We start from the raw sequence: 21,355 nt of genomic DNA on the forward strand, positions 1-21,355 counted from the left end.
CCTCTCCCTCAAGGGAGAGGGGGTCGTCCGTGCTGGTATTATTTTGTGGGGATCCCTCAGCCCACAGGGAGAGGGAGAACGGCTTTTCAACACAACTCTAACTGCAAATTATTATCCTTAATCACCTGCATCACGCCCGCTGGCGGCATCACGTCGGTATAGACCGCATCCACCATGCTGATGCTGCCCATGTTCACCATCGCGTTTCGGCCAAACTTCGAATGGTCCACCACCAGCATCACGTGGCGCGAGTTCTCAATAATCGCGCGCTTGGTGCGCACCTCGTGATAATCAAACTCCAGCAGTGAGCCATCGGTGTCGATGCCGCTGATCCCCAGGATGCCGAAGTCGAGGCGGAACTGAGAGATAAAGTCGAGCGTCGCTTCGCCGATAATCCCGCCGTCGCGGCTGCGCAGTTCGCCGCCCGCAAGGATGATGCGGAAATCATCTTTCTGCATCAACGTGTTGGCGACATTCAGGTTGTTGGTCACCACGCGCAGGTTCTCGTGATCCAGCAGCGCATGAGCAACCGCTTCTGGCGTGGTGCCGATATCAATAAACAGCGTCGCACCGTTCGGGATTTGGCTCGCCACTTTACGCGCAATGCGCTCTTTCTCTGCCGTCTGCGTGGCTTTACGGTCGTGCCAGGAGGTATTGACCGAGCTGGACGGCAGCGCCGCGCCGCCGTGGTGGCGCAAAATACGGTTCTGATCGGCCAGATCGTTCAGGTCACGACGGATGGTTTGCGGGCTGACGGCAAACTGCTCGACCAGCTCTTCGGTGCTGACGTATCCCTGTTTTTTGACCAGTTCGATAATGGCGTCATGACGTTGTGTTTGTTTCATCAATTATCCCTGAGAATTATGTTCGTTTTCGCGCATGGAGCGTGTCGGCAAGCGCCATTGCAAGACCGACGGCGAGGCCGGTGACGTGCGCACCATTGGCGATAGACATACCAAACAGATCAAACCATCCGGCAATTAGCCATATTAACGCAAAGGCTATTAATCCGCGTTGTAAATAGATGCCGCTTTCCGGGTCGCGCTCCCCGCGAAGCCAGACGTAGCCCATCAAAGCGTAGACGACACCCGACAGCCCGCCGAACCACGGGCCGCTGAATTTATGCTGTACATAGCCGCTCAGCAGGGCGCTGATTACGGTGATGACAATCAGCTTGCCGCTGCCGAGCCGCTTCTCAACGATACCGCCGAGATACCACCACCACAGCAGGTTAAAGAGGATATGCATCACCGAGAAATGCATCAGCGCGTGGGTAAAGTAGCGCCAGACGTCAAAATCCAGCGACGGATCATACGGCCACGCCAGCGCGATCATCACGCTCTGGTCGCCCACCACGTTCATAATAATGAAGACAATAATGCAGGCCGCCATCAGCAGCAGCGTAAACGGGCCCGCGCGCTCGCGTATCGTGGCAAGGAAGGGAAAGCGGCTGTAATGCAGTCCGCTGCCGGTCTGCCCGGATTGCCAGCTGGCCGCCAGATAACGCGGGTCGCCGGGGTTCTCAAGGAAACGCGCCAGCTCCTCGTTGACCCGCCCTGCCTGGCTCTCATCGGCCAGCCAGACGTCGGTCTGAGTATGTTGCTGAATGGTCAGAATAACGCCCTGCGTCGCCATATAGTCGACAAACGCCTGGGCGACGCGCGGGTTGGTAAAAGAGGTGATCATCAACATGGGCAGCGGTCGCTTATTTCCACACAAAAGGGGACAGTATAGCGGGATTAGCGCTCAAACGCGTATTCCACTTCTGCCGGGAAATGACGATGCCAGGCATCAAAGCCGCCGTCGACGCTGTATACCGCGTCATAGCCTTGCTGAATCAGATACTGCGCCGCGCCTTTGCTGCTGTTGCCGTGGTAGCACATGACCATAACGGGCGTTTCGAAGTCGTTATCGCGCATAAACGCGCCCAGCGTGTCGTTGGTCAGATGAAACGCGCCCGGCGTGTGGCCCATCGCAAAACTCTGCGGGTCGCGGATATCCACCAGCACCGCTTTTCCCTGGTGCATCTTCTGGTGGGCTTCTTCTACGTTAATACATTCAAACTGATCCATGGTGTTCTCTTTACAGTGGTCAACGACAAGATTTTACCCCGTAGTGTACGTCCTGGCGGCGGGTAAACGCCATTATGTTATCCATATCACTCTAAATTGTTTTTTTGATGTTACCAAAAGCGCGTTCCTTTGCTATTATGAGCGATATCGAACATTTTTGAGCTTTAACGAAAGTGCATGAGGGTGTTATGGAAACCAAAGATCTGATTGTGATAGGCGGTGGCATCAACGGTGCCGGTATTGCGGTTGATGCCGCAGGACGCGGTTTATCCGTGCTGATGCTGGAAGCTAACGATCTCGCCTGCGCGACGTCGTCCGCCAGCTCCAAGCTGATCCACGGTGGCCTGCGCTACCTGGAACACTACGAATTCCGCCTGGTCAGCGAAGCGCTGGCCGAACGCGAAGTGCTGCTTAAAATGGCCCCGCATCTGGCGATCCCGATGCGCTTCCGCCTGCCGCACCGCCCGCACCTGCGTCCGGCGTGGATGATCCGCATCGGCCTGTTTATGTACGATCATCTGGGCAAACGCACCAGCCTGCCGGGTTCGAACGGTTTGCGTTTTGGCTCAGAATCGGTCCTTAAGCCGGAAATCGTGCGCGGTTTCGAATATTCAGACTGCTGGGTGGACGATGCGCGTCTGGTTCTGGCGAATGCGCAGATGGTCGAGAAGAAAGGCGGCGAGGTGAAAACCCGCACCCGCGCGACCGCCGCCCGTCGTGAAAACGGCCTGTGGATTGTGGAAGCGGAAGACGTGGATACCGGCGAGAAGTTCAGCTGGAAAGCACGCGGCCTGGTGAACGCTACCGGCCCGTGGGTGAAGCAGTTCTTCGACGACGGCATGCACCTGCCTTCGCCGTACGGCATCCGCCTGATCAAGGGCAGCCACATTGTGGTGCCGCGCGTGCATACCCAGAAGCAGGCTTATATCCTGCAAAACGAAGATAAACGCATCGTGTTTGTGATCCCGTGGATGGACGAATTCTCCATCATCGGCACCACCGACGTGGAGTACAAAGGCGATCCGAAGAACGTCGAGATCGACGAGAGCGAAGTGAACTACCTGTTGAAAGTGTATAACGCACACTTTAAGAAACAGCTGTCGCGCGACGACGTGGTCTGGACCTACTCTGGCGTGCGTCCGCTGTGCGATGACGAGTCTGACTCACCGCAGGCCATCACCCGCGACTACACGCTTGATATCCACGACGTAGACGGTCAGGCACCGCTGCTGTCGGTGTTTGGCGGCAAGCTGACTACCTACCGCAAGCTGGCCGAGCACGCGCTGGAAAAACTGGCGCCGTACTACAAAGGTATTGGCCCGGCGTGGACCAAAGAGGCAGTGCTGCCCGGCGGAGATATTGGCGGAAACCGCGACGATTACGCCGCGAAGCTGCGCCGTCGCTTCCCGTTCATTACCGAAGGGATGGCGCGCCACTACGCCCGCACCTACGGCAGCAATACCGAGCTGTTCCTGGGCGACGCGAAATCGCTTGCCGATCTGGGTGAACATTTCGGCCACGAGCTGTACGAGGCCGAGCTGCGCTACCTGGTTAAGCACGAGTGGGTTCGCCGCCTTGAAGATGCCATCTGGCGTCGTACCAAAGAAGGGATGTGGCTTAACGCCGAGCAGCAGTCTCGCGTGGCGCAGTGGCTGCAGCAGCATGCGGGGAAGCGTGAGCTGTCGCTGGCGTCGTGATGTAAAAAAGCCCGGTGGCGCCACCGGGCTTTGTTTTTACAACCGTACCGGATCAATATGCCAGATGTTCTCGGCATACTCCTTGATGGTCCTGTCAGACGAGAAATACCCCATGTTGGCGATGTTGTGCATCGCCGCGCTGGTCCACTTCTCCTGCTGACGGTACAGCTCGTCCACTTTATCCTGGCAGTCCACGTAGCTGCGATAATCCGCCAGCACCTGATAGTGGTCGCCAAAGTTAATCAGCGAATCCACCAGATCGCGATAGCGGCCCGGCTCGTCGGGGCTGAACACACCGGTCGCAATCTGCGTCAGGACCTGACGTAGCTCTTCATCCCCTTCATAGAACTCACGCGGGGAGTAGCCTTTCCTGCGCAGCGCCTCCACTTCTTCGGTGGTATTGCCGAAGATAAAGATATTCTCTTCTCCTACGTGCTCCAGCATCTCGACGTTCGCCCCGTCCAGGGTGCCGATGGTCAGCGCGCCGTTGAGGGCAAACTTCATGTTGCTGGTGCCGGACGCTTCCGTTCCCGCCGTGGAGATCTGCTCGGAGAGATCTGCCGCCGGGATGATCAGCTGCGCCAGGCTGACGCTGTAGTTCGGGATGAATACCACCTTCAGCTTGTCGCCAATCTCCGGATCCTGGTTAACCACCTTCGCCACGTCGTTGATCAGGTGAATAATGTGCTTCGCCATGTAGTAAGCGGAAGCCGCCTTACCGGCGAAGATCTTCACGCGCGGCACCCACTCTGCGGTTGGATCGGCCTTAATGCGGTTGTAGTGAGTGATCACGTGTAGCACGTTCATCAGCTGACGCTTGTATTCGTGGATGCGCTTGATCTGCACGTCAAACAGCGCTTTTGGGTTTGCGACCACGTTGAGGTGCATCGCCAGCCAGACCGCCAGACGTTTCTTGTTCAGCAGCTTGGCTTCCCGCACGGCCTTGTTCACCGTCGGGAAATCAATATGCTGCTTAAGCTCGCTCAGCTGGCTCAAATCGGTGCGCCAGGTGCGGCCGATATTCTCATCCAGCACGTCAGAGAGCGGCTGGTTGGCCAGCGCCAGCCAGCGGCGCGGCGTAACGCCGTTGGTGACGTTGCAGAAGCGTGTCGGGAAGATCTTCGCGAAGTCCGCAAACAGGGACTGCACCATCAGGTTCGAGTGCAGCTCAGACACCCCGTTGACCTTGTGGCTGATCACCACCGCCAGCCAGGCCATGCGCACGCGACGACCGTTTGATTCATCAATGATCGAGGCACGGCTCAGCAGCCCGGTATCGTTCGGGTACTGCTCCTGCAGCGTCTTGAGGAAGTAGTCGTTGATCTCGAAGATGATTTGCAGGTGGCGCGGCAGAATTTTGCCGAGCATGTCCACCGGCCAGGTCTCCAGCGCTTCGCTCATCAGGGTGTGGTTGGTATAGGAGAACACCTGGCACGTCACTTCAAACGCGTCGTCCCAGCTGAACTTGTGCTCGTCGATCAGCAGGCGCATCAGCTCGGGAATGGAGAGCACCGGATGGGTGTCGTTAAGGTGAATCGCGGTTTTCTCCGCCAGGTTGGCGTAGGTTTTGTGCAGCTGATGGTGGCGGCTGAGGATGTCCTGAATCGTCGCGGAGACAAGGAAATACTCCTGACGCAGGCGCAGCTCGCGCCCGGAGTAGGTTGAGTCATCCGGGTACAGCACGCGGGAGACGTTCTCGGAGTGGTTTTTATCTTCCACCGCCGCAAAGTAGTCGCCCTGGTTAAATTTACCGAGGTTGATTTCGCTGCTCGCCTGGGCATTCCACAGGCGCAGCGTATTGGTCGCATCGGTGTCATAGCCGGGGATGATCTGATCATAGGCCACGGCGAGGATCTCTTCGGTTTCCACCCAGCGGGACTTTTTCCCTTCCTGCTGAATGCGTCCGCCAAAGCGCACCTTGTAGCGCGTGTTGTGGCGCTTGAACTCCCACGGGTTGCCGTATTCCAGCCAGTAGTCCGGGGACTCTTTCTGCCGGCCATCAACGATGTTCTGCTTGAACATGCCGTAGTCGTAGCGAATACCGTAGCCGCGCCCCGGCAGCGCCAGCGTTGCCAGCGAGTCAAGGAAGCAGGCGGCAAGACGCCCGAGACCGCCGTTACCCAGCCCCGGGTCGTTCTCTTCGTCAATCAGCTCTTCTAAATCCAGCCCCATCTCTTCCAGCGCGGTTTTGACGTCGTCGTAGATACCGAGCGACAGCAGCGCGTTGGAGAGGGTGCGGCCAATCAAAAATTCCATCGACAGGTAGTAAACCTGCCGCGTCTCCTGCGAAAGCTGGGCGCGGTTAGAGCGCAGCCAGCGTTCGACCATGCGGTCACGCACCGCAAACAGGGTGGCGTTCAGCCACTCGTGCTTGTTGGCGATGACCGGATCTTTCCCGATGGTAAACATAAGCTTGTAGGCGATGGAGTGCTTTAACGCCTCAACGCTGAGCGTGGGGGAAGAGTAGCTAAATGGAGCGTTCATATCAGTAACTTCGCCTCGTTACATCAAGCGTTGATAAAGGTCGCGGTACGACTGCGCCGCAACGTGCCAGCTAAAGTCCATGGACATCGCCTGACGCTGAACGTAACGCCACAGGGATGGACGGGACCACAAGACGAACGCACGCCGAATCGCCCGAAGCAGCGACCAGGCATTACTGTCTTCAAAGACAAACCCGCTGGCGATACCGTCCGCCAGGTTTTCCAGAGAGCTATCCGACACCGTATCCGCCAGCCCGCCCGTGCGGCGCACCAGCGGCAGCGTGCCGTATTTCAGGCCGTAGAGCTGCGTCAGGCCGCAGGGTTCGAAACGGCTCGGCACCAGAATCACGTCTGCGCCGCCCATAATGCGGTGCGAGAATGCTTCGTGATAGCCAATCTGCACGCCCACCTGCCCCGGATGTTCCGCGGCGGCGGCGAGGAAACCTTCCTGCAGCACCGGGTCGCCCGCGCCGAGCAGCGCCAGCTGTCCGCCCTGCTCCAGTAAACCGGGCAGCGCCTCCAGCACCAGATCCAGCCCTTTCTGGCTGGTCAGGCGGCTGACCACCGCAAACAGCGGCACCTTGTCGTTGACCTTCAGCCCCATCGCAATTTGCAGCTGGCGTTTGTTTTCGGCTTTATCTTCCACCGAGTCGCGGCCATAGCGCGCGGCCAGCAGGAGATCGGTTTCAGGGCTCCAGATCTGCTCATCCACGCCGTTCAGAATGCCCGACAGGCGGCCTTCACGATGGCGCTGCTGCAGCAGCCCTTCCAGACCGTAGCCAAACTCCGGCTGGGTAATTTCACGCGCGTAGGTGGGGCTCACCGCCGTGATGTGGTCGGCGTAGTACAGCCCGGCCTTCAGGAACGAAATTTGCCCGTTGAACTCCAGCCCGTGCATGTTATAGAACGACCATGGCAGATCGATGTCATTCATATGATGCGCATAGTACATGCCCTGATACGCCAGGTTGTGCACCGTAAACACCGATTTTGCCGGATGCCCTTTTGCCGCCAGATACGCTGGCGTCAGCCCGGCGTGCCAGTCGTGCGCGTGGACCACATCCGGACGCCAGAATGGATCCAGCCCGACGGCCATCTCCGCCCCCACCCAGCCGAGCAGCGCAAAGCGCAGCACGTTGTCGGTATAGGCGAACAGGTTGGTATCGTGATACGGGCTGCCCGGACGGTCATACAGATGCGGCGCGTCGATCAGGTAGATCCCTACGCCGTTGTAGTGCCCAAACAGCAGGGTGATGCGTCCGGCAAACGTTTCACGGCGGGTCACGACCTTTGCATCAGGTATGCCGCGCCGGATATCCGGGAAGGCGGGCAGCAGGACGCGGGTATCGACTCCACCGGCGATTTGCGCCGCCGGTAATGCACCAAGAACATCCGCCAGGCCGCCCGTTTTTAACAACGGGAACATCTCAGAACATACGTGTAAAACCTGCATCATCGCTCCTGTTTGATCTGCAGCTTCCGCAACATTTCCCGTGTGACTAACACGATCCCCTCTTCAGAACGGTAGAAGCGACGCGCATCTTCTTCCGCGTTTTCACCAATCACCATTCCCTCAGGAATGACGCAGGCGCGGTCGATCACGCAGCGACGCAGACGACACGAACGCCCTACCCAGACATCCGGCAGCAGAACCGCCGAATCGATATTACAGAATGAGTTTATACGCACGCGCGGGAACAGCACGGACTGCACCACCACCGAACCGGAGATGATGCACCCTCCGGAGACCAGCGAGTTCAGGGTCATGCCGTGGCTGCCGGAGCGGTCCTGCACGAACTTCGCCGGCGGCAGGGATTCCATGTGGGTACGAATCGGCCAGTTCTGGTCGTACATATCCAGCTCAGGCGTCACGGACGCCAGATCGAGGTTGGCTTTCCAGTACGCTTCCAGGGTTCCCACATCACGCCAGTATGGCTCCGCATTCGGATCGGACTGCACGCAGGACAATGGGAAGGGATGTGCATAGGCCATGCCAGCTTTGGTAATTTTCGGGATGATGTCTTTACCGAAGTCGTGGCTGGAGCTTTCGTCTTTGTCGTCTTCTTCGAGCAGCTCATAAAGATAATCTGCATCAAAGACATAGATCCCCATGCTGGCGAGCGATTTGGTGTCATCGCCCGGCATGGTTGGCGGGTTCGCCGGTTTTTCAACGAAGTCGATAATCTTGTCGTCCGCATCCACGTGCATCACGCCAAACGCCGTCGCCTCGGCAACGGGCACCGGCAGACACGCCACGGTGCAGCGCGCCCCTTTTTCGACATGGTCGATCAGCATGTGCGAGTAATCCTGCTTGTAGATGTGGTCACCCGCGAGGATCACGATGTATTCCGCGCTGTAGCGGCGAATAATGTCGAGGTTCTGGGTCACCGCATCCGCCGTGCCGCGGTACCAGTTTTCCCCGTGTACGCGCTGCTGCGCCGGGAGCAGATCGACAAACTCGTTCATCTCTTCGCTGAAGAATGACCAGCCGCGCTGAATGTGCTGCACCAGGGTGTGCGACTGATACTGAGTAATGACGCCAATGCGGCGAATGCCCGAGTTCAGGCAGTTTGAGAGCGCAAAGTCGATAATGCGGAACTTACCACCAAAGTGAACGGCCGGCTTGGCGCGCTTGATGGTCAAATCTTTCAGACGGGTACCACGCCCGCCCGCAAGTATCAGGGCAACAGTTTTTAATGGTAGCTGGCGCGCCAACATTAACGGATCGTTCTTCTCTAATCTAACCATGACTAACTCCTTTTTTATCATCTTTGGAATACGCACACTCCGTGCGCAGGCCCGTGCCAGACAGCCATTACTACCGGATTATCCGCTCCGGCAAAGGGGGGAACAGCTCGCCACTCCCCGTCAGGTAAAACAATCTCTGCGACGTCGTCCGTCGCGTTCAGCGTCACCAGCCACTTATCCGAAAGCAGGATTTGCAGGCAGGTGATGCCGTGTTGCCACTCTTGCGCGCTCAACGGCTGCGCGTCTTTATTCAGCCAGCTAACGTTGCCGTCGCCCTCTTCCCACCAGCTGTCGGCGGTAAGGGCGGGGATCTGCTGGCGAAGGTGGATCAGCGCCGCGGTGAAATGGGTCAACCCGCTGTTCGCCTCCCCCCAGTCGAGCCAGGTTAAGGTATTGTCCTGGCAATAGGCGTTGTTATTGCCGTGCTGGCTGTGGCCGTGCTCGTCGCCCGCCAGCAGCATCGGCGTGCCCTGAGACAGTAAAAGCGTCGTCAGCAGCGCATGAACGCTGGCGCGTCGCCGCTCGATCACATCCAGACTTCCGCCTAATCCTTCTATACCATGATTGAAGCTATGGTTATTGTTAGTGCCATCGCGATTCTCTTCGCCGTTGGCCTCATTGTGTTTCTGATTGAAACAAACGCAGTCGCGCAGCGTAAAACCGTCATGCGCCGTCACCAGGTTGATGGTGGCCGACGGACGTTTTCCGTCGCGCTTAAAGAGATCGCTGGAGCCGGCAAAGCGTCCGGCGAACTCGCCCAGCGACAAATCGCGCGCCAGCCAGAAGCGGCGGATGGCATCGCGGTAGTGGTCGTTCCACTCGGCAAACAGCGGCGGGAAGTTCCCCACCTGATAACCGCCTTCACCAATGTCCCAGGGTTCCGCAATCAGCTTCACCGTTGAGAGCACCGGGCAGTTTTTTATCGCCTCAAACAGCGGTGCCTGCTGGCTGAATGCCGGGGTGCGCCCCATCACCGGCGCCAGGTCGAAGCGAAAACCGTCCACGTGGAACGTCTCAACCCAGTATTTCAGGCACTCGTACGCGTAATGCGTAACGGCCGGATGGCTGAGGTTGAGGGTGTTACCGCACCCGGTCCAGTTCTCGTAATCACCGTCGTCCCTGATCCAATAATAGCTACGGTTATCGATTCCGCGCTGTGAGAGCGTCGGGCCGTCAAGATCGCTTTCCGCACTGTGGTTCAGCACCACGTCCAGAATGACCTCAATGCCCGCGGCGTGGAGCGCCTTCACCGCGTCGCGAAACTCGTCCCGCGCTTTCTCCGGATGCACCGCGTAGCGCGGGTCGAGAGCGAACATCGCCAGCGGGTTGTAGCCCCAGTAGTTGCTTAACCCAAGACGCTGAAGACGCGGCTCGCTGGCGAAATGCGCCACCGGAAGCAGCTCCAGCGCAGTGATGCCCAAATGCTTCAGGTAAGCGACCATGGTCGGATGCCCCAGCGCTTTGTAGGTGCCGCGCATCTCTTTGGGGATCGACGGGTGCAGGTAGGTCAGCCCTTTGACGTGCGCTTCATAGATGACGGTGTTACCCCACGGCGTGCGCGGCGGGGCATCGTCTTCCCAGTCGTAGAGATCGTGCACCACCGCGCTTTTCGGCGCGACGGGCGCGCTGTCGCGGTGGTCCGGTTCGCCGTAGCCGACGTGGAACAGCGGGTCGTCTTTAAACTCGCCGTCCACGCGGCGCGCGCACGGGTCAATCAGCAGCTTCGCCGGGTTAAACCAGTGCCCCTGAGAAGGCTCCCACGGGCCGTGTACGCGAAAACCGTAGTGCATTCCCGGACGCCCACCGGACAGGTAACCGTGCCAGATGTCTCCCGTGCGGGACGGTAAATCGTAACGGCGCTCGTTACCCTCCCCGTCAAACACGCAGAGCTCCACCCGCTCCGCGTGAGCAGAAAAGAGCGTGAAGTTCACCCCCTTTCCGTCAAAACTCGCGCCGAGCGGTTCGGGTTTACCTGCCGTAAGCTGCGTCATTCTCCCTCCCGCATCAGCCAGATGGTGCCAAGCGGCGGCAGCGTCAGGCTCAGGGAGTTGGGACGCCCGTGGCTTTCAATCGCATCGCTCTGCACCAGCCCGCCGTTACCGGCGTTACTGCCGTGGTAATGCATGGAATCGGTATTCAGGATCTCGCGCCATTTGCCCGGCTGGTTAATGCCGAAGCGGTAGTGTTCGCGCGGCACCGGCGTGAAGTTGCTGGCGACGATAATCTCGTTGCCCGCTTTATCGCGACGTACAAAGACAAACACCGAGCGCTCGTGGTCGTCCACCACCAGCCACTCAAAGCCGTACGGGTCGAAGTCCAGCTCGTGTAGCGCTTTGTGGTGGCGGTAGGTCAGGTTCAGGTCGCGCACCAGACGCTGTACGCCGTGGTGCCAGTTGTCGCCGCCCTCCAGCAGATGCCAGTCGAGGCTGGTGTCGTGGTTCCACTCGCGACCCTGGGCGAACTCATTGCCCATAAACAGCAGCTTTTTGCCCGGGAAGGCAAACATCCAGCCGTAGTAGGCGCGCAGGTTGGCAAACTTCTGCCACGCGTCGCCCGGCATGCGGTCGAGAATGGATTTTTTGCCGTGCACCACTTCATCGTGCGACAGCGGCAGCATGAAGTTTTCGGTGTAGTTATAGAGCAGCCCGAAGGTGAGCTTATCGTGGTGATACTGACGATAAACCGGGTCGAGCTTCATGTAGTCGAGCGTATCGTGCATCCAGCCCAGGTTCCACTTGTACCAGAACCCCAGGCCGCCTGATGACGGAGGGCGGGAGACGCCCGCAAAGTCCGTCGACTCTTCCGCCATGGTCACGGCGCCTTCCACCTGCTCGCCAATGATGCGGTTGGTGTTGCGCAGAAATTCAATCGCTTCGAGGTTTTCACGGCCGCCATACTCGTTCGGGATCCACTCCCCCTCTTTGCGGCTGTAGTCGCGGTAGATCATCGAGGCCACCGCATCCACGCGCAGGGCATCAATGCCGAAGCGTTCGATCCAGTACAGCGCATTCCCCACCAGGTAGTTTGACACTTCACGGCGACCGTAGTTGTAGATCAGCGTGTTCCAGTCCTGGTGATAGCCTTCGCGCGGGTCGCTGTGCTCGTACAGCTTCGTGCCGTCGAACTCTGCCAGCGCAAAATCGTCCGACGGGAAATGGCCCGGCACCCAGTCGAGGATCACGTTCAGCCCGGCGGCGTGCGCAGCATCAATGAAATAACGGAAATCATCTCGCGTGCCGAAGCGCCGCGTGGGCGCATACAGCCCGGTGGGCTGATAGCCCCAGCTGCCATCGAACGGGTGCTCGTTAACCGGCAGCAGTTCGAGGTGGGTAAAGCCCATCCATTTGGCGTACGGCACCAGCTGGTCGGCGAGCTCCCTGTAGCTGAGCCAGAAGTTGTTGTCCGTGTGGCGGCGCCAGGAGCCGAGATGCACTTCGTAAACGGAGATTGGCGCATCAAAGCGGTTGGCCTGCTTGCGCTCCTCGGTCTGAACGACCTTCTCCGGCAGGCCGCAGATCAGCGATGCGGTATCCGGGCGCATCTGCGCCTCAAAGGCGTACGGGTCGGCTTTAATGCGCAGCTTGCCGTGCGCGTCGATCATCTCAAATTTGTAGAGCTGGCCGTTATGCGCCCCGGGGATAAACAGCTCCCAAATGCCCGTCTCACGGCGCAGGCGCATCGGGTGGCGGCGACCGTCCCAGTAGTTGAACTGCCCGACAACGGAGACGCGCTGGGCGTTTGGCGCCCATACGGCAAAGCGCGTGCCGGTGATACCGTCCATGGTATCCGCATGGGCACCCAGCGTTTCGTAGGGGCGTAAATGGGTCCCTTCGGACAGCAGCCAGGCGTCCATCTCTTTTAAGAGCGGCCCAAAGCTGTAGGGATCGTCAATCAGGTTTTGCTGGCCGTGCCAGATAACGGCGAGCTGATAGCGAAAGGGGTTTTTACGGCGGGGCATGACGCCCGAGAAGAAGCCGCGCGAGTCGAGGCATTCCAGATTACCCACCTTGCGGCCGGTTTTGGGTTCGATAACCCACACTTCTGTCGCATCCGGCAACAGCGCCCGAACTTCCAGTCCGGCCTCTGTACGGTGCATCCCTAGCACAGAAAAGGGGTCGGCAAAATGACCCGCAATAAGCGCATTAATCACGTCTCTCGAAATACGATCGGACATGGTATTCATCCTGTTTTTTTATGTCGCCCTTTTTACGCGCTCCGGGACGACTTTTAATGTGACCTAAACGGTGCAGTTGATCCTCTCTGCTCCGCCCTACCCTCAGGTGAGAAATAAATCTTCCTTAAAGCATAGCCAACGTCGTGGTTCCTCCTGATAAAAAATAAGACATCTGCGTTTTACTCCATGTAGTACGCAAAAAAAGGGGGTGACAATCACCCCCTGTGTTTAACAAATTATTACGCCAGCTGGCGCAGCATGCGGCGCAGCGGCTCGGCGGCACCCCACAACAGCTGGTCGCCGACGGTGAATGCGGAGAGATACTCCGGCCCCATGTTCAGCTTGCGCAGGCGGCCAACCGGCGTGGTCAGCGTGCCGGTAACGGCAGCCGGGGTCAGTTCACGCATGGTTATATCGCGATCGTTTGGTACCACTTTCGCCCACGGGTTGTGCGCGGCCAGCAGCTCTTCCACGGTCGGAATAGACACATCTTTTTTCAGTTTAATGGTGAAGGCCTGGCTGTGGCAGCGCAGCGCGCCGATACGCACGCACAGGCCGTCAACCGGAATGGTATTCGCGGTGGCGAGAATTTTGTTGGTCTCCGCCTGGCCCTTCCACTCTTCGCGGGTCTGGCCGTTATCCAGCTGTTTGTCGATCCACGGGATCAGGCCACCGGCCAGCGGTACGCCAAAGTTATCCACCGGCAGCTCGCCGCTGCGGGTCAGCTGAGTGACTTTGCGCTCGATGTCGAGGATGGCGGACGCCGGGTTTGCCAGCTCGGTCGCGACGCTTTGATGCAGCTGGCCCATCTGGGTCAGCAGCTCGCGCATGTGGCGCGCGCCGCCGCCGGACGCGGCCTGGTAGGTCGCCACGGAGACCCACTCCACCAGGTCCTGCGCGAACAGGCCGCCGAGTGACATCAGCATCAGGCTGACGGTGCAGTTACCGCCAACAAAGGTTTTCACGCCGTTGTTCAGGCCGTCGGTGATGACGTCCTGGTTAACCGGGTCGAGAATAATGATGGCATCGTCTTTCATGCGCAGTGAAGAGGCCGCGTCAATCCAGTAGCCCTGCCAGCCGCTTTCACGCAGCTTTGGATAGATTTCGTTGGTATAATCGCCGCCCTGGCAGGTCACAATAATGTCGAGTGCCTTCAGCGCTTCCAGATCGTAAGCGTCCTGCAACGTGCCTGTGGTACCCCCAAAGGACGGAGCAGCCTGGCCGAGCTGGGAAGTGGAGAAGAAAACCGGGCGGATAGCGTCGAAATCGCGCTCTTCAACCATGCGTTGCATGAGTACAGAGCCGACCATACCGCGCCAGCCGATGAAACCAACGTTTTTCATAGCATTTTTTTCCTGCTGAGGGTGTGTGCTGATTGTGCAAGCCAGTATTGAACTGGGATATGCTTCACATTACAAAATGCTGCCAAAGTCGCAAGCGAAATTAATCGATGATTGCCCGGCAATCAGAAATACAGCTAATTATCATAATAACCATAGAGAGTTTCAGGGATAATTTACATGAGTGAAATCATTTCAGCAGCGGTTTTATTGATCCTGATAATGGATCCACTGGGCAACCTGCCCATCTTCATGTCGGTGCTGAAGCACACCGAGCCGAAGCGCCGCCGGGCGATCATGATCCGCGAGCTGCTTATTGCCCTGCTGGTGATGTTTATCTTCCTGTTTGCCGGTGAAAAAATCCTCGCGTTCCTGAACCTGCGCGCCGAAACGGTCTCCATTTCCGGCGGGATTATTCTGTTCCTGATTGCCATTAAGATGATCTTCCCGAGCGCCGAAGGCAGCAGCAGCGGCCTGCCCGCGGGCGAAGAGCCGTTTATTGTGCCGCTGGCGATTCCCCTCGTCGCGGGGCCAACCATTCTGGCGACGCTGATGCTGCTGTCGCATCAGTATCCGAATCAAATGAGCCATCTGGTCATTGCCCTGCTGATTGCCTGGGGCGGAACGTTTATTATCCTGCTGCAGTCGTCGCTGTTCCTGCGCCTGCTGGGTGAGAAAGGGGTGAACGCGCTGGAGCGTCTGATGGGGCTGATTCTGGTAATGATGGCGACGCAGATGTTCCTGGACGGGATCAGGGCGTGGATGAAAGGATGACTTTCTCCCTCTCCCCGTGGGAGAGGGCCGGAGTGAGGGCATCAGGCCGCAGAGGACAGCCCTCCTAACCCTTACGAATCAAATACCGGTACGGCAGCGTTTCCGTCTGCTGCGCCACCAGCTCATGCTCCATAAAGGTACAAAAACCGGGAATATCGCGCGTGGTGGCCGGATCGTCGGCAATAATCAGCAGCGTTTCACCGGTCTGCATGTTACGCACGGTCTTACGTACCATCATTACCGGCTCCGGGCAGCGAAGGCCCTGGGCATCAAGGGTGTGGTCTGGGCTGGAAAACAGGTCGGTCATGATCTTCTCGGTCAGATAAAAACGGCAGTAGTTTACGCCCCGGCGCGGGCAATGCAAACCAGGTTAACGATTGCGCAAAAACTAACCATTGCAATGTCCAGCCAAAGCAGTATCATGCTGCGGTTTTTATTGGGTTCCCTCACCCCAACGTATAAAAAGGTCACAATATGACGCAGTTCTCTGAATCACAGCGCGTAAAAGCGTTGTTCTGGCTTTCGCTTTTCCATTTGCTGGTGATCACCTCCAGCAACTACCTGGTGCAGCTCCCGATCTCCATTTTTGGTTTTCATACCACCTGGGGCGCGTTCAGCTTTCCGTTTATTTTCCTCGCCACCGATCTGACCGTGCGTATCTTCGGCGCACCGCTGGCTCGCCGCATTATCTTTGCGGTCATGCTTCCGGCACTGTTCATCTCGTACGTGATCTCTTCCCTGTTTTACATGGGAAGCTGGCAGGGCTTTGAGGCGCTGACACACTTCAACCTGTTTGTCGCCCGTATCGCCGCGGCAAGCTTTATGGCCTACGCGCTGGGGCAGATCCTCGACGTGCACGTGTTTAACCGCCTGCGTCAGAATCACCGCTGGTGGATGGCGCCGACCGCGTCCACGCTGTTCGGCAACGTAAGCGATACGCTGGCCTTCTTCTTCATCGCCTTCTGGCGCAGCCCGGATGCCTTTATGGCCGAGCACTGGATGGAGATCGCGCTGGTGGACTACTGCTTCAAGGTGCTCATCAGCATTGTTTTCTTCCTGCCGATGTACGGCGTGCTGCTGAATATGCTGCTGAAAAGGCTGGCAGATAAATCTGAAATCACGGCATTGCAGGCTGGTTAAGGGTTCGCTTTATCAGTTGTGATAAGATGGGTGAATGAGCCGCTATGGCCGTTTATCGAAAGGAAGAAGTCAATGCGCAATCTGGTTAAATATGTCGGGATTGGCCTGCTGGTTGTGGGTCTTGCAGCCTGTGATAACAGCGACACGAAAACGCCTGCTCAGGGCGCATCCGCAGAAAGCAACGCGACCGGTCAGCCGGTGAATCTGATGGATGGCAAACTCAGTTTCTCTCTGCCAGCCGATATGACTGACCAGAGCGGCAAGCTGGGCACCCAGGCGAATAACATGCATGTTTACTCCGACGCAACCGGCCAGAAAGCGGTCATTGTGATTGTGGGCGACGACACCAGCGAAGACCTGGCCGTCCTGTCCAAACGTCTGGAAGACCAGCAGCGCGGCCGCGATCCGCAGCTGCAGGTGGTAACCAATAAATCCATCGAGCTGAAAGGCCATAAGCTGCAGCAGCTGGACAGCATCATCTCCGCAAAAGGCCAGACCGCCTGGTCTTCTGTGGTGCTGGGCAAGGTTGATAACAAACTGCTGACCCTGCAGATCACCCTGCCAGCGGAAGATCAGCAGAAAGCGCAGACGGCTGCTGAAAACATCATTAACACCATCGTGATCCAGTAACCCTTCACGACGATGACGTGGCCTCCGGTGCCTGCACCGGGGGCCATTTTTTTAGCCGCCACGTCAGCAGCAGGGCAATTATCACCAGACCCGCCGCGGCAAGATAGATCACCGGTACCCCCGCCCAGGCCATCACCAGCCCCGCCAGCGGCCCGGTTATGCCTAAAGACATATCCATAAATACCGTATAGGTCGCCAGCGCCGCCCCCTGGTTCTGCTGCGGCACCGCTTTAACCGCCACCACGCCCAGCGCCGGGAAGACCAGCGAGAAACCGGCTCCCGCCAGGAATACGCCAATTTTCGCCATCCAGGGCGCGCTGGCGATGCCGGTTAACAGCAGCCCGACAATCTCTACCGTAAAGCAGATCATCGCCACGTTCAGCCCACCCAGACGGTTGATACCGTTCGGGAAAAGCAGGCGTGCGCCAACAAACGCACCGCTGAAGAGGGTTAACGCAAAGGCCGCGCCCTCCCAGCCTTTGGCGTCATAAAACAGGGTAATGAAGGTCGCAATGACGCCGAAGCCGGTGGTCGCCAGGGCCAGCGCCATGCCGTACGGCCAGACGCGCCCCAGCACGGCCCGAAACGGCAGCGGCTTGCCCTTGCTGGCCTTCACCTTCGGGCGCGGCAGCGCAAACAGTATCGCCACAAGCGCGACCGCTATAATGGTCAGCGACAGTCCATACAGACCGCCAAAGGCGTAACAGGCCACGCCAAGCGGCGCGCCGAGCGCCATCGCCCCGTAGGTGACGATCCCGTTCCACGAGATAACCCGGCCAATGTGTGGTGCACCGACAACCCCCACACCCCATAGCGTCGAGCCGGTTCCTGCCAGGCTTTGCCCAATCCCGAGAATGACGCGGCCCAGGCAAAGCAGCGCCAGGCTGACCAGCGGCCAGTGGCTGGTAGCGGCAGCCAGCAGGTAGCTCAGACCACTGAGGAAACAGCCGCACAATCCCACTACCACAATGCTTTTGGGACCGAACAGGTCGGCGTAGCGCCCGGCGTGCGGGCGGCTAAGGAGCGTGGCGAAATACTGCAGGCTGATGACCAGCCCCGCCCAGAACGCGCTAAAACCCATCACGTCATGGACGTAGCCCGGCAGAACCGCCAGCGGCAGGCCGATCGTTAAATAGCTGGCAAAGTTGAAGATAACGACGGAAACAATGCGCAGATTGAGGCGCAATCCGCTCAGCGCCGGTTCGGCGGCAGGTTCTGGCATGGGGTTCTACCTGAATTTTTTGCAACAGTGTTTCACTATTACCACGGAGCAATAAGAAAATCAGCCCCGACTTTCAGATTATCGGTGCCAGACGAAGCGGCCCTAAGGCACTACACTTATCGGGTCATCTTACTAAGGAACACGCATGTTAGCTCCCCAGCCTGATAAAGCAGGACTCCACATCTTATTAAAACTCGCCTGTCTGGTGGTTATCCTTGCGGGTATACATGCTGCCGCTGACATTATCGTCCAGCTCCTGCTGGCGCTCTTTTTTGCTATTGTCCTCAATCCGCTGGTGACCTGGTTTTTACGCCGGGGCGTGAGCCGCCCGGTGGCCATCACCATCGTGGTTATCGTGATGCTGATTGGCCTGACGGCGCTCTTCGGCGTACTGGCGGCATCGCTGAGCGAATTCTCCACCATGTTGCCGCAGTACAATAAAGAGCTGACGCGTAAAATCGTCGCGCTGCAGGAGATGATGCCCTTTCTTAACCTGCATATTTCGCCAGAACGGATGCTGCGCAGGATGGATTCCGAGAAGGTCATGACCTACGCCACCACGCTGATGACCGGTCTTTCCGGCGCGATGGCCAGCATTTTGCTGCTGGTCATGACGGTGGTATTTATGCTGTTCGAAGTGCGCCATGTTCCGTATAAGCTGCGCTTTGCTTTAAATAACCCGCAAATACACATTGCCGGCCTACACCGCGCCTTAAAGGGCGTCTCCAAATATCTGGCGCTGAAAACGCTGCTAAGCGTCTGGACCGGGATTATTGTCTGGCTGGGGCTGATGCTGATGGACGTCCAGTTCGCGCTGATGTGGGGGGTGCTGGCGTTTCTGCTGAACTACGTGCCGAATATTGGCGCGGTGCTTTCCGCCGTGCCGCCGATGATTCAGGCGTTTCTGTTTAACGGTTTCTACGAATGTATGCTGGTCGGAGCGCTGTTCCTCGTCGTGCATATGGTGCTGGGTAACATTCTTGAACCGCGCATGATGGGGCACCGGCTGGGCATGTCGACGCTGGTGGTGTTTTTATCCTTGCTGATTTGGGGATGGCTGCTGGGCCCTGTCGGCATGCTGCTGTCGGTCCCGCTGACCAGCGTATGTAAAATCTGGATGGAAACCACCAAAGGGGGCAGCAAGCTGGCGATCCTGCTTGGGCCGGGGCGGCCGAAAAGCCGGTTGCCGGGGTAACGTATCTGTCTGTGTAAACGGGTTTATACCGTCAAATACCGCGACGCTCACCGTCGCGGTATTTTTATTTGCGTTAAGGCTTATTCCTTCCGTTTTTTTATCAACTCACCCAGATTTCGCTTAAATGCAACCCCCCCCTTAAAGCAAATTAAAAAAAACGGAATGATTAATTATTTTGCGTGATATTATACCCCGCCTTAGCGACGACGTAATGTAAACATTAATATTGATTAAAACACACCTGACTTAATCCCTAAGCCTGGTGATGCTTATTTGTAAAAAACACTACCTTTAATTGTTATTATTGATATGGAGTTGTTGATGAAAAAGCTCGTTAAATGGTGCACTGCCGCCGTATTCGTTGGCGCACTGGCTGGCTGTGCGCGTACCGCCCCTATTGCTCAGGTTCACTCTGTCGTGAGCGCGGGTCATACTGCCGATCAGGTGAAAACAGCCATTTTGAAAGCAGGCCAGAAGCGTGACTGGATCATGACGGAAGCGGGCCCGGGCGTGATTAAGGGCCGTCTGCAGGCACGCGATCACTCGGTCCAGGTGCGTATTCCCTACTCTGCGACAAGTTATTCAATTAATTACGAAAGCAGCCTGAACCTGAAAGCGGCAGACGGTAAAATTCACAAAAATTATAACCGCTGGGTGAACAACCTCGACCATGATATTCAGCTGAACCTTTCTGCGGGTGCCGCGCTGTAATATTTTTCTAAAGTCGGGCCGGACATGGCCCGATAACCTCATTTCTTACCCTGAAAGGTTACGCAACAATGTACGAAAAGGACACGCTCAGCGCGCTGGATGCCATTACCGAAGCGCAACGCATCGCTTTTGCGCCGATGTTATTTCAGACCGCGCTTTGTCTGCGTAACTCGGGCGTTCTCGCCTGGCTCGATAAACAGGGTAATAAGGGGGCGAGCCTCGACGAAATAACCGAAAACAGTACCCTGAGCAGTTATGCCGTCAGCGTATTGTTAGACATGGGATTAAGCGGGCGGATAATTACTTATAAAGAAGGTCGTTATTTCCTGGCGAAAGTGGGCCATTTCTTACTCCACGATACCATGACCCGCGTTAATATGGATTTCACGCAGGACGTCTGTTACCAGGGGTTATTTCATCTGGCCGATGCCCTGCAGAAAGAAAAACCGACTGGATTATCCGTGTTTGGCGACTGGCCAACCATCTATCCGGCTTTATCCCAGCTTCCTGCCCCGGCAAAAGAGAGCTGGTTTGCCTTCGATCATTACTATTCCGACGCCGCTTTTGACGCTGCGTTGCCATATATATTCGCAAGCTCGCCGACAAAATTGTACGATGTGGGCGGAAATACAGGTAAATGGTCGTTACGCTGCTGCCGCTATGACGACAATGTTGCCGTGACGATCCTCGATCTCCCGCAACAGATAGCGCTGGCGCAGGAAAACATCGAAAAAGCAGGTTTTTCTCATCGTATTGGATTCCATGCTGTCGATATGCTTAGTCCGTCGGCATTGCCGGGAGATGCCGACGTCTGGTGGATGAGCCAGTTCCTCGACTGTTTCTCTCCGGATCAGATTGTCGCCATGCTGACGCGCGTCGCAGAGGTCATGAAGCCTGGCGCACGGTTATGCATCATGGAGCTTTTCTGGGATGCTCAGAAATATGAAGCGGCGGCTTTCAGCCTGAATGCCACCTCGCTCTATTTCACCTGTATGGCGAATGGCAATAGCCGGTTTTACAGCGTAGAGAAGTTTTATCACTACCTGGAAAGGGCGGGCTTCAGCATAGCACAGCGGCTGGATAACCTTGGGGTAGGTCATACCCTGTTAATTTGCACCAAACGTGAACAATAGCGCAGCCTGGCTGCCCTTTGAATACGGTATTCCGCG

The 21,355-nt window shown here is 57.4% G+C and carries 18 protein-coding genes; 7 read left to right on the top strand and 11 right to left on the bottom strand.

The window, feature by feature from the left end; genetic code table 11:
- Nucleotides 1-86: 86 nt before the first annotated feature.
- From IM314_RS17460 to glpE, 3 genes are read right to left on the bottom strand one after another with little or no spacing between them, the layout of a single operon-like run.
- Nucleotides 87-845 (bottom strand): DeoR/GlpR family transcriptional regulator, encoded by a 759-nt coding sequence (locus IM314_RS17460; RefSeq protein WP_028014684.1) that lies wholly within the window; start codon nt 843-845, stop codon nt 87-89.
- Between the two features lie 16 nt (nt 846-861).
- Nucleotides 862-1,692, bottom strand: a complete 831-nt coding sequence (gene glpG, locus IM314_RS17465; protein ID WP_045259371.1) for a rhomboid family intramembrane serine protease GlpG — start codon at nt 1,690-1,692, stop codon at nt 862-864.
- Nucleotides 1,693-1,739: 47 nt separating this feature from the next.
- On the bottom strand, nt 1,740-2,072 hold the full coding sequence (gene glpE / locus IM314_RS17470; protein ID WP_028014686.1) for a thiosulfate sulfurtransferase GlpE: 333 nt from the start codon (nt 2,070-2,072) through the stop codon (nt 1,740-1,742).
- Nucleotides 2,073-2,260: 188 nt separating this feature from the next.
- Here glpE and glpD point away from each other — a divergent pair, with 188 nt between their 5' ends.
- On the top strand, nt 2,261-3,769 hold the full coding sequence (gene glpD / locus IM314_RS17475) for a glycerol-3-phosphate dehydrogenase (protein WP_045631443.1): 1,509 nt from the start codon (nt 2,261-2,263) through the stop codon (nt 3,767-3,769).
- Between the two features lie 36 nt (nt 3,770-3,805).
- On the opposite strand, the gene glgP is transcribed toward glpD, so the two are convergent.
- From glgP to asd, 6 genes are all read right to left on the bottom strand, one after another.
- Nucleotides 3,806-6,253, bottom strand: coding sequence for a glycogen phosphorylase (gene glgP / locus IM314_RS17480; protein ID WP_041911899.1), 2,448 nt, complete (start codon nt 6,251-6,253; stop codon nt 3,806-3,808).
- Between the two features lie 18 nt (nt 6,254-6,271).
- Nucleotides 6,272-7,705, bottom strand: a complete 1,434-nt coding sequence (gene glgA, locus IM314_RS17485; protein WP_041911898.1) for a glycogen synthase GlgA — start codon at nt 7,703-7,705, stop codon at nt 6,272-6,274.
- Nucleotides 7,705-9,000 (bottom strand): glucose-1-phosphate adenylyltransferase, encoded by a 1,296-nt coding sequence (glgC, locus tag IM314_RS17490; RefSeq protein WP_028014690.1) that lies wholly within the window; start codon nt 8,998-9,000, stop codon nt 7,705-7,707. Before glgC ends, glgA begins: the two co-directional genes overlap by 1 nt.
- Nucleotides 9,001-9,017: 17 nt before the next feature.
- Nucleotides 9,018-10,991, bottom strand: a complete 1,974-nt coding sequence (gene glgX / locus IM314_RS17495) for a glycogen debranching protein GlgX (protein ID WP_041911897.1) — start codon at nt 10,989-10,991, stop codon at nt 9,018-9,020.
- Entirely contained in the window at nt 10,988-13,174 is a 2,187-nt protein-coding gene (gene glgB, locus IM314_RS17500) for a 1,4-alpha-glucan branching enzyme (protein ID WP_045259374.1), read from the bottom strand. The genes glgX and glgB overlap by 4 nt, the downstream gene beginning before the upstream one ends.
- 239 nt (nt 13,175-13,413) lie before the next feature.
- A complete protein-coding gene (gene asd / locus IM314_RS17505) occupies nt 13,414-14,517 on the bottom strand; it encodes an aspartate-semialdehyde dehydrogenase (RefSeq protein ID WP_022649649.1) in 1,104 nt (367 codons plus the stop codon).
- 177 nt (nt 14,518-14,694) lie between these two features.
- Here asd and yhgN point away from each other — a divergent pair, with 177 nt between their 5' ends.
- On the top strand, nt 14,695-15,288 hold the full coding sequence (gene yhgN / locus IM314_RS17510) for an NAAT family transporter YhgN (RefSeq protein WP_003861574.1): 594 nt from the start codon (nt 14,695-14,697) through the stop codon (nt 15,286-15,288).
- Nucleotides 15,289-15,352: 64 nt separating this feature from the next.
- On the opposite strand, the gene tusA is transcribed toward yhgN, so the two are convergent.
- Nucleotides 15,353-15,595, bottom strand: a complete 243-nt coding sequence (tusA, locus tag IM314_RS17515) for a sulfurtransferase TusA (RefSeq protein ID WP_032653764.1) — start codon at nt 15,593-15,595, stop codon at nt 15,353-15,355.
- 167 nt (nt 15,596-15,762) lie between these two features.
- On the opposite strand from tusA, the gene IM314_RS17520 reads away from it, so the two are divergent.
- Nucleotides 15,763-16,428 (top strand): 7-cyano-7-deazaguanine/7-aminomethyl-7-deazaguanine transporter, encoded by a 666-nt coding sequence (locus IM314_RS17520; RefSeq protein WP_028014693.1) that lies wholly within the window; start codon nt 15,763-15,765, stop codon nt 16,426-16,428.
- 72 nt (nt 16,429-16,500) lie between these two features.
- Complete coding sequence (locus IM314_RS17525) at nt 16,501-17,058, top strand: DcrB family lipoprotein (RefSeq protein WP_028014694.1); 558 nt, start codon at nt 16,501-16,503, stop codon at nt 17,056-17,058.
- A gap of 4 nt (nt 17,059-17,062) precedes the next feature.
- Here the strand turns inward: IM314_RS17525 and IM314_RS17530 are convergent, their stop codons facing one another.
- On the bottom strand, nt 17,063-18,280 hold the full coding sequence (locus IM314_RS17530) for an MFS transporter (protein ID WP_041911894.1): 1,218 nt from the start codon (nt 18,278-18,280) through the stop codon (nt 17,063-17,065).
- 145 nt (nt 18,281-18,425) lie between these two features.
- Between IM314_RS17530 and IM314_RS17535 the strand changes: the two genes are divergently transcribed.
- The 3 genes from IM314_RS17535 (at nt 18,426) to IM314_RS17545 (ending at nt 21,319) form a co-directional block, all read left to right on the top strand.
- Nucleotides 18,426-19,475, top strand: a complete 1,050-nt coding sequence (locus tag IM314_RS17535; protein WP_041911893.1) for an AI-2E family transporter — start codon at nt 18,426-18,428, stop codon at nt 19,473-19,475.
- 321 nt (nt 19,476-19,796) lie between these two features.
- The gene (locus IM314_RS17540; RefSeq protein ID WP_028014697.1) at nt 19,797-20,186 is read left to right on the top strand and encodes a hypothetical protein; all 390 of its coding nucleotides are present in this window, start codon (nt 19,797-19,799) and stop codon (nt 20,184-20,186) included.
- A gap of 68 nt (nt 20,187-20,254) precedes the next feature.
- Nucleotides 20,255-21,319, top strand: a complete 1,065-nt coding sequence (locus tag IM314_RS17545; protein ID WP_182034979.1) for a class I SAM-dependent methyltransferase — start codon at nt 20,255-20,257, stop codon at nt 21,317-21,319.
- Nucleotides 21,320-21,355: the final 36 nt, after the last annotated feature.

This window comes from Enterobacter cloacae complex sp. P42RS, assembly GCF_014930595.1.
GTDB classification, from domain to species: Bacteria; Pseudomonadota; Gammaproteobacteria; order Enterobacterales; family Enterobacteriaceae; genus Enterobacter; species Enterobacter bugandensis.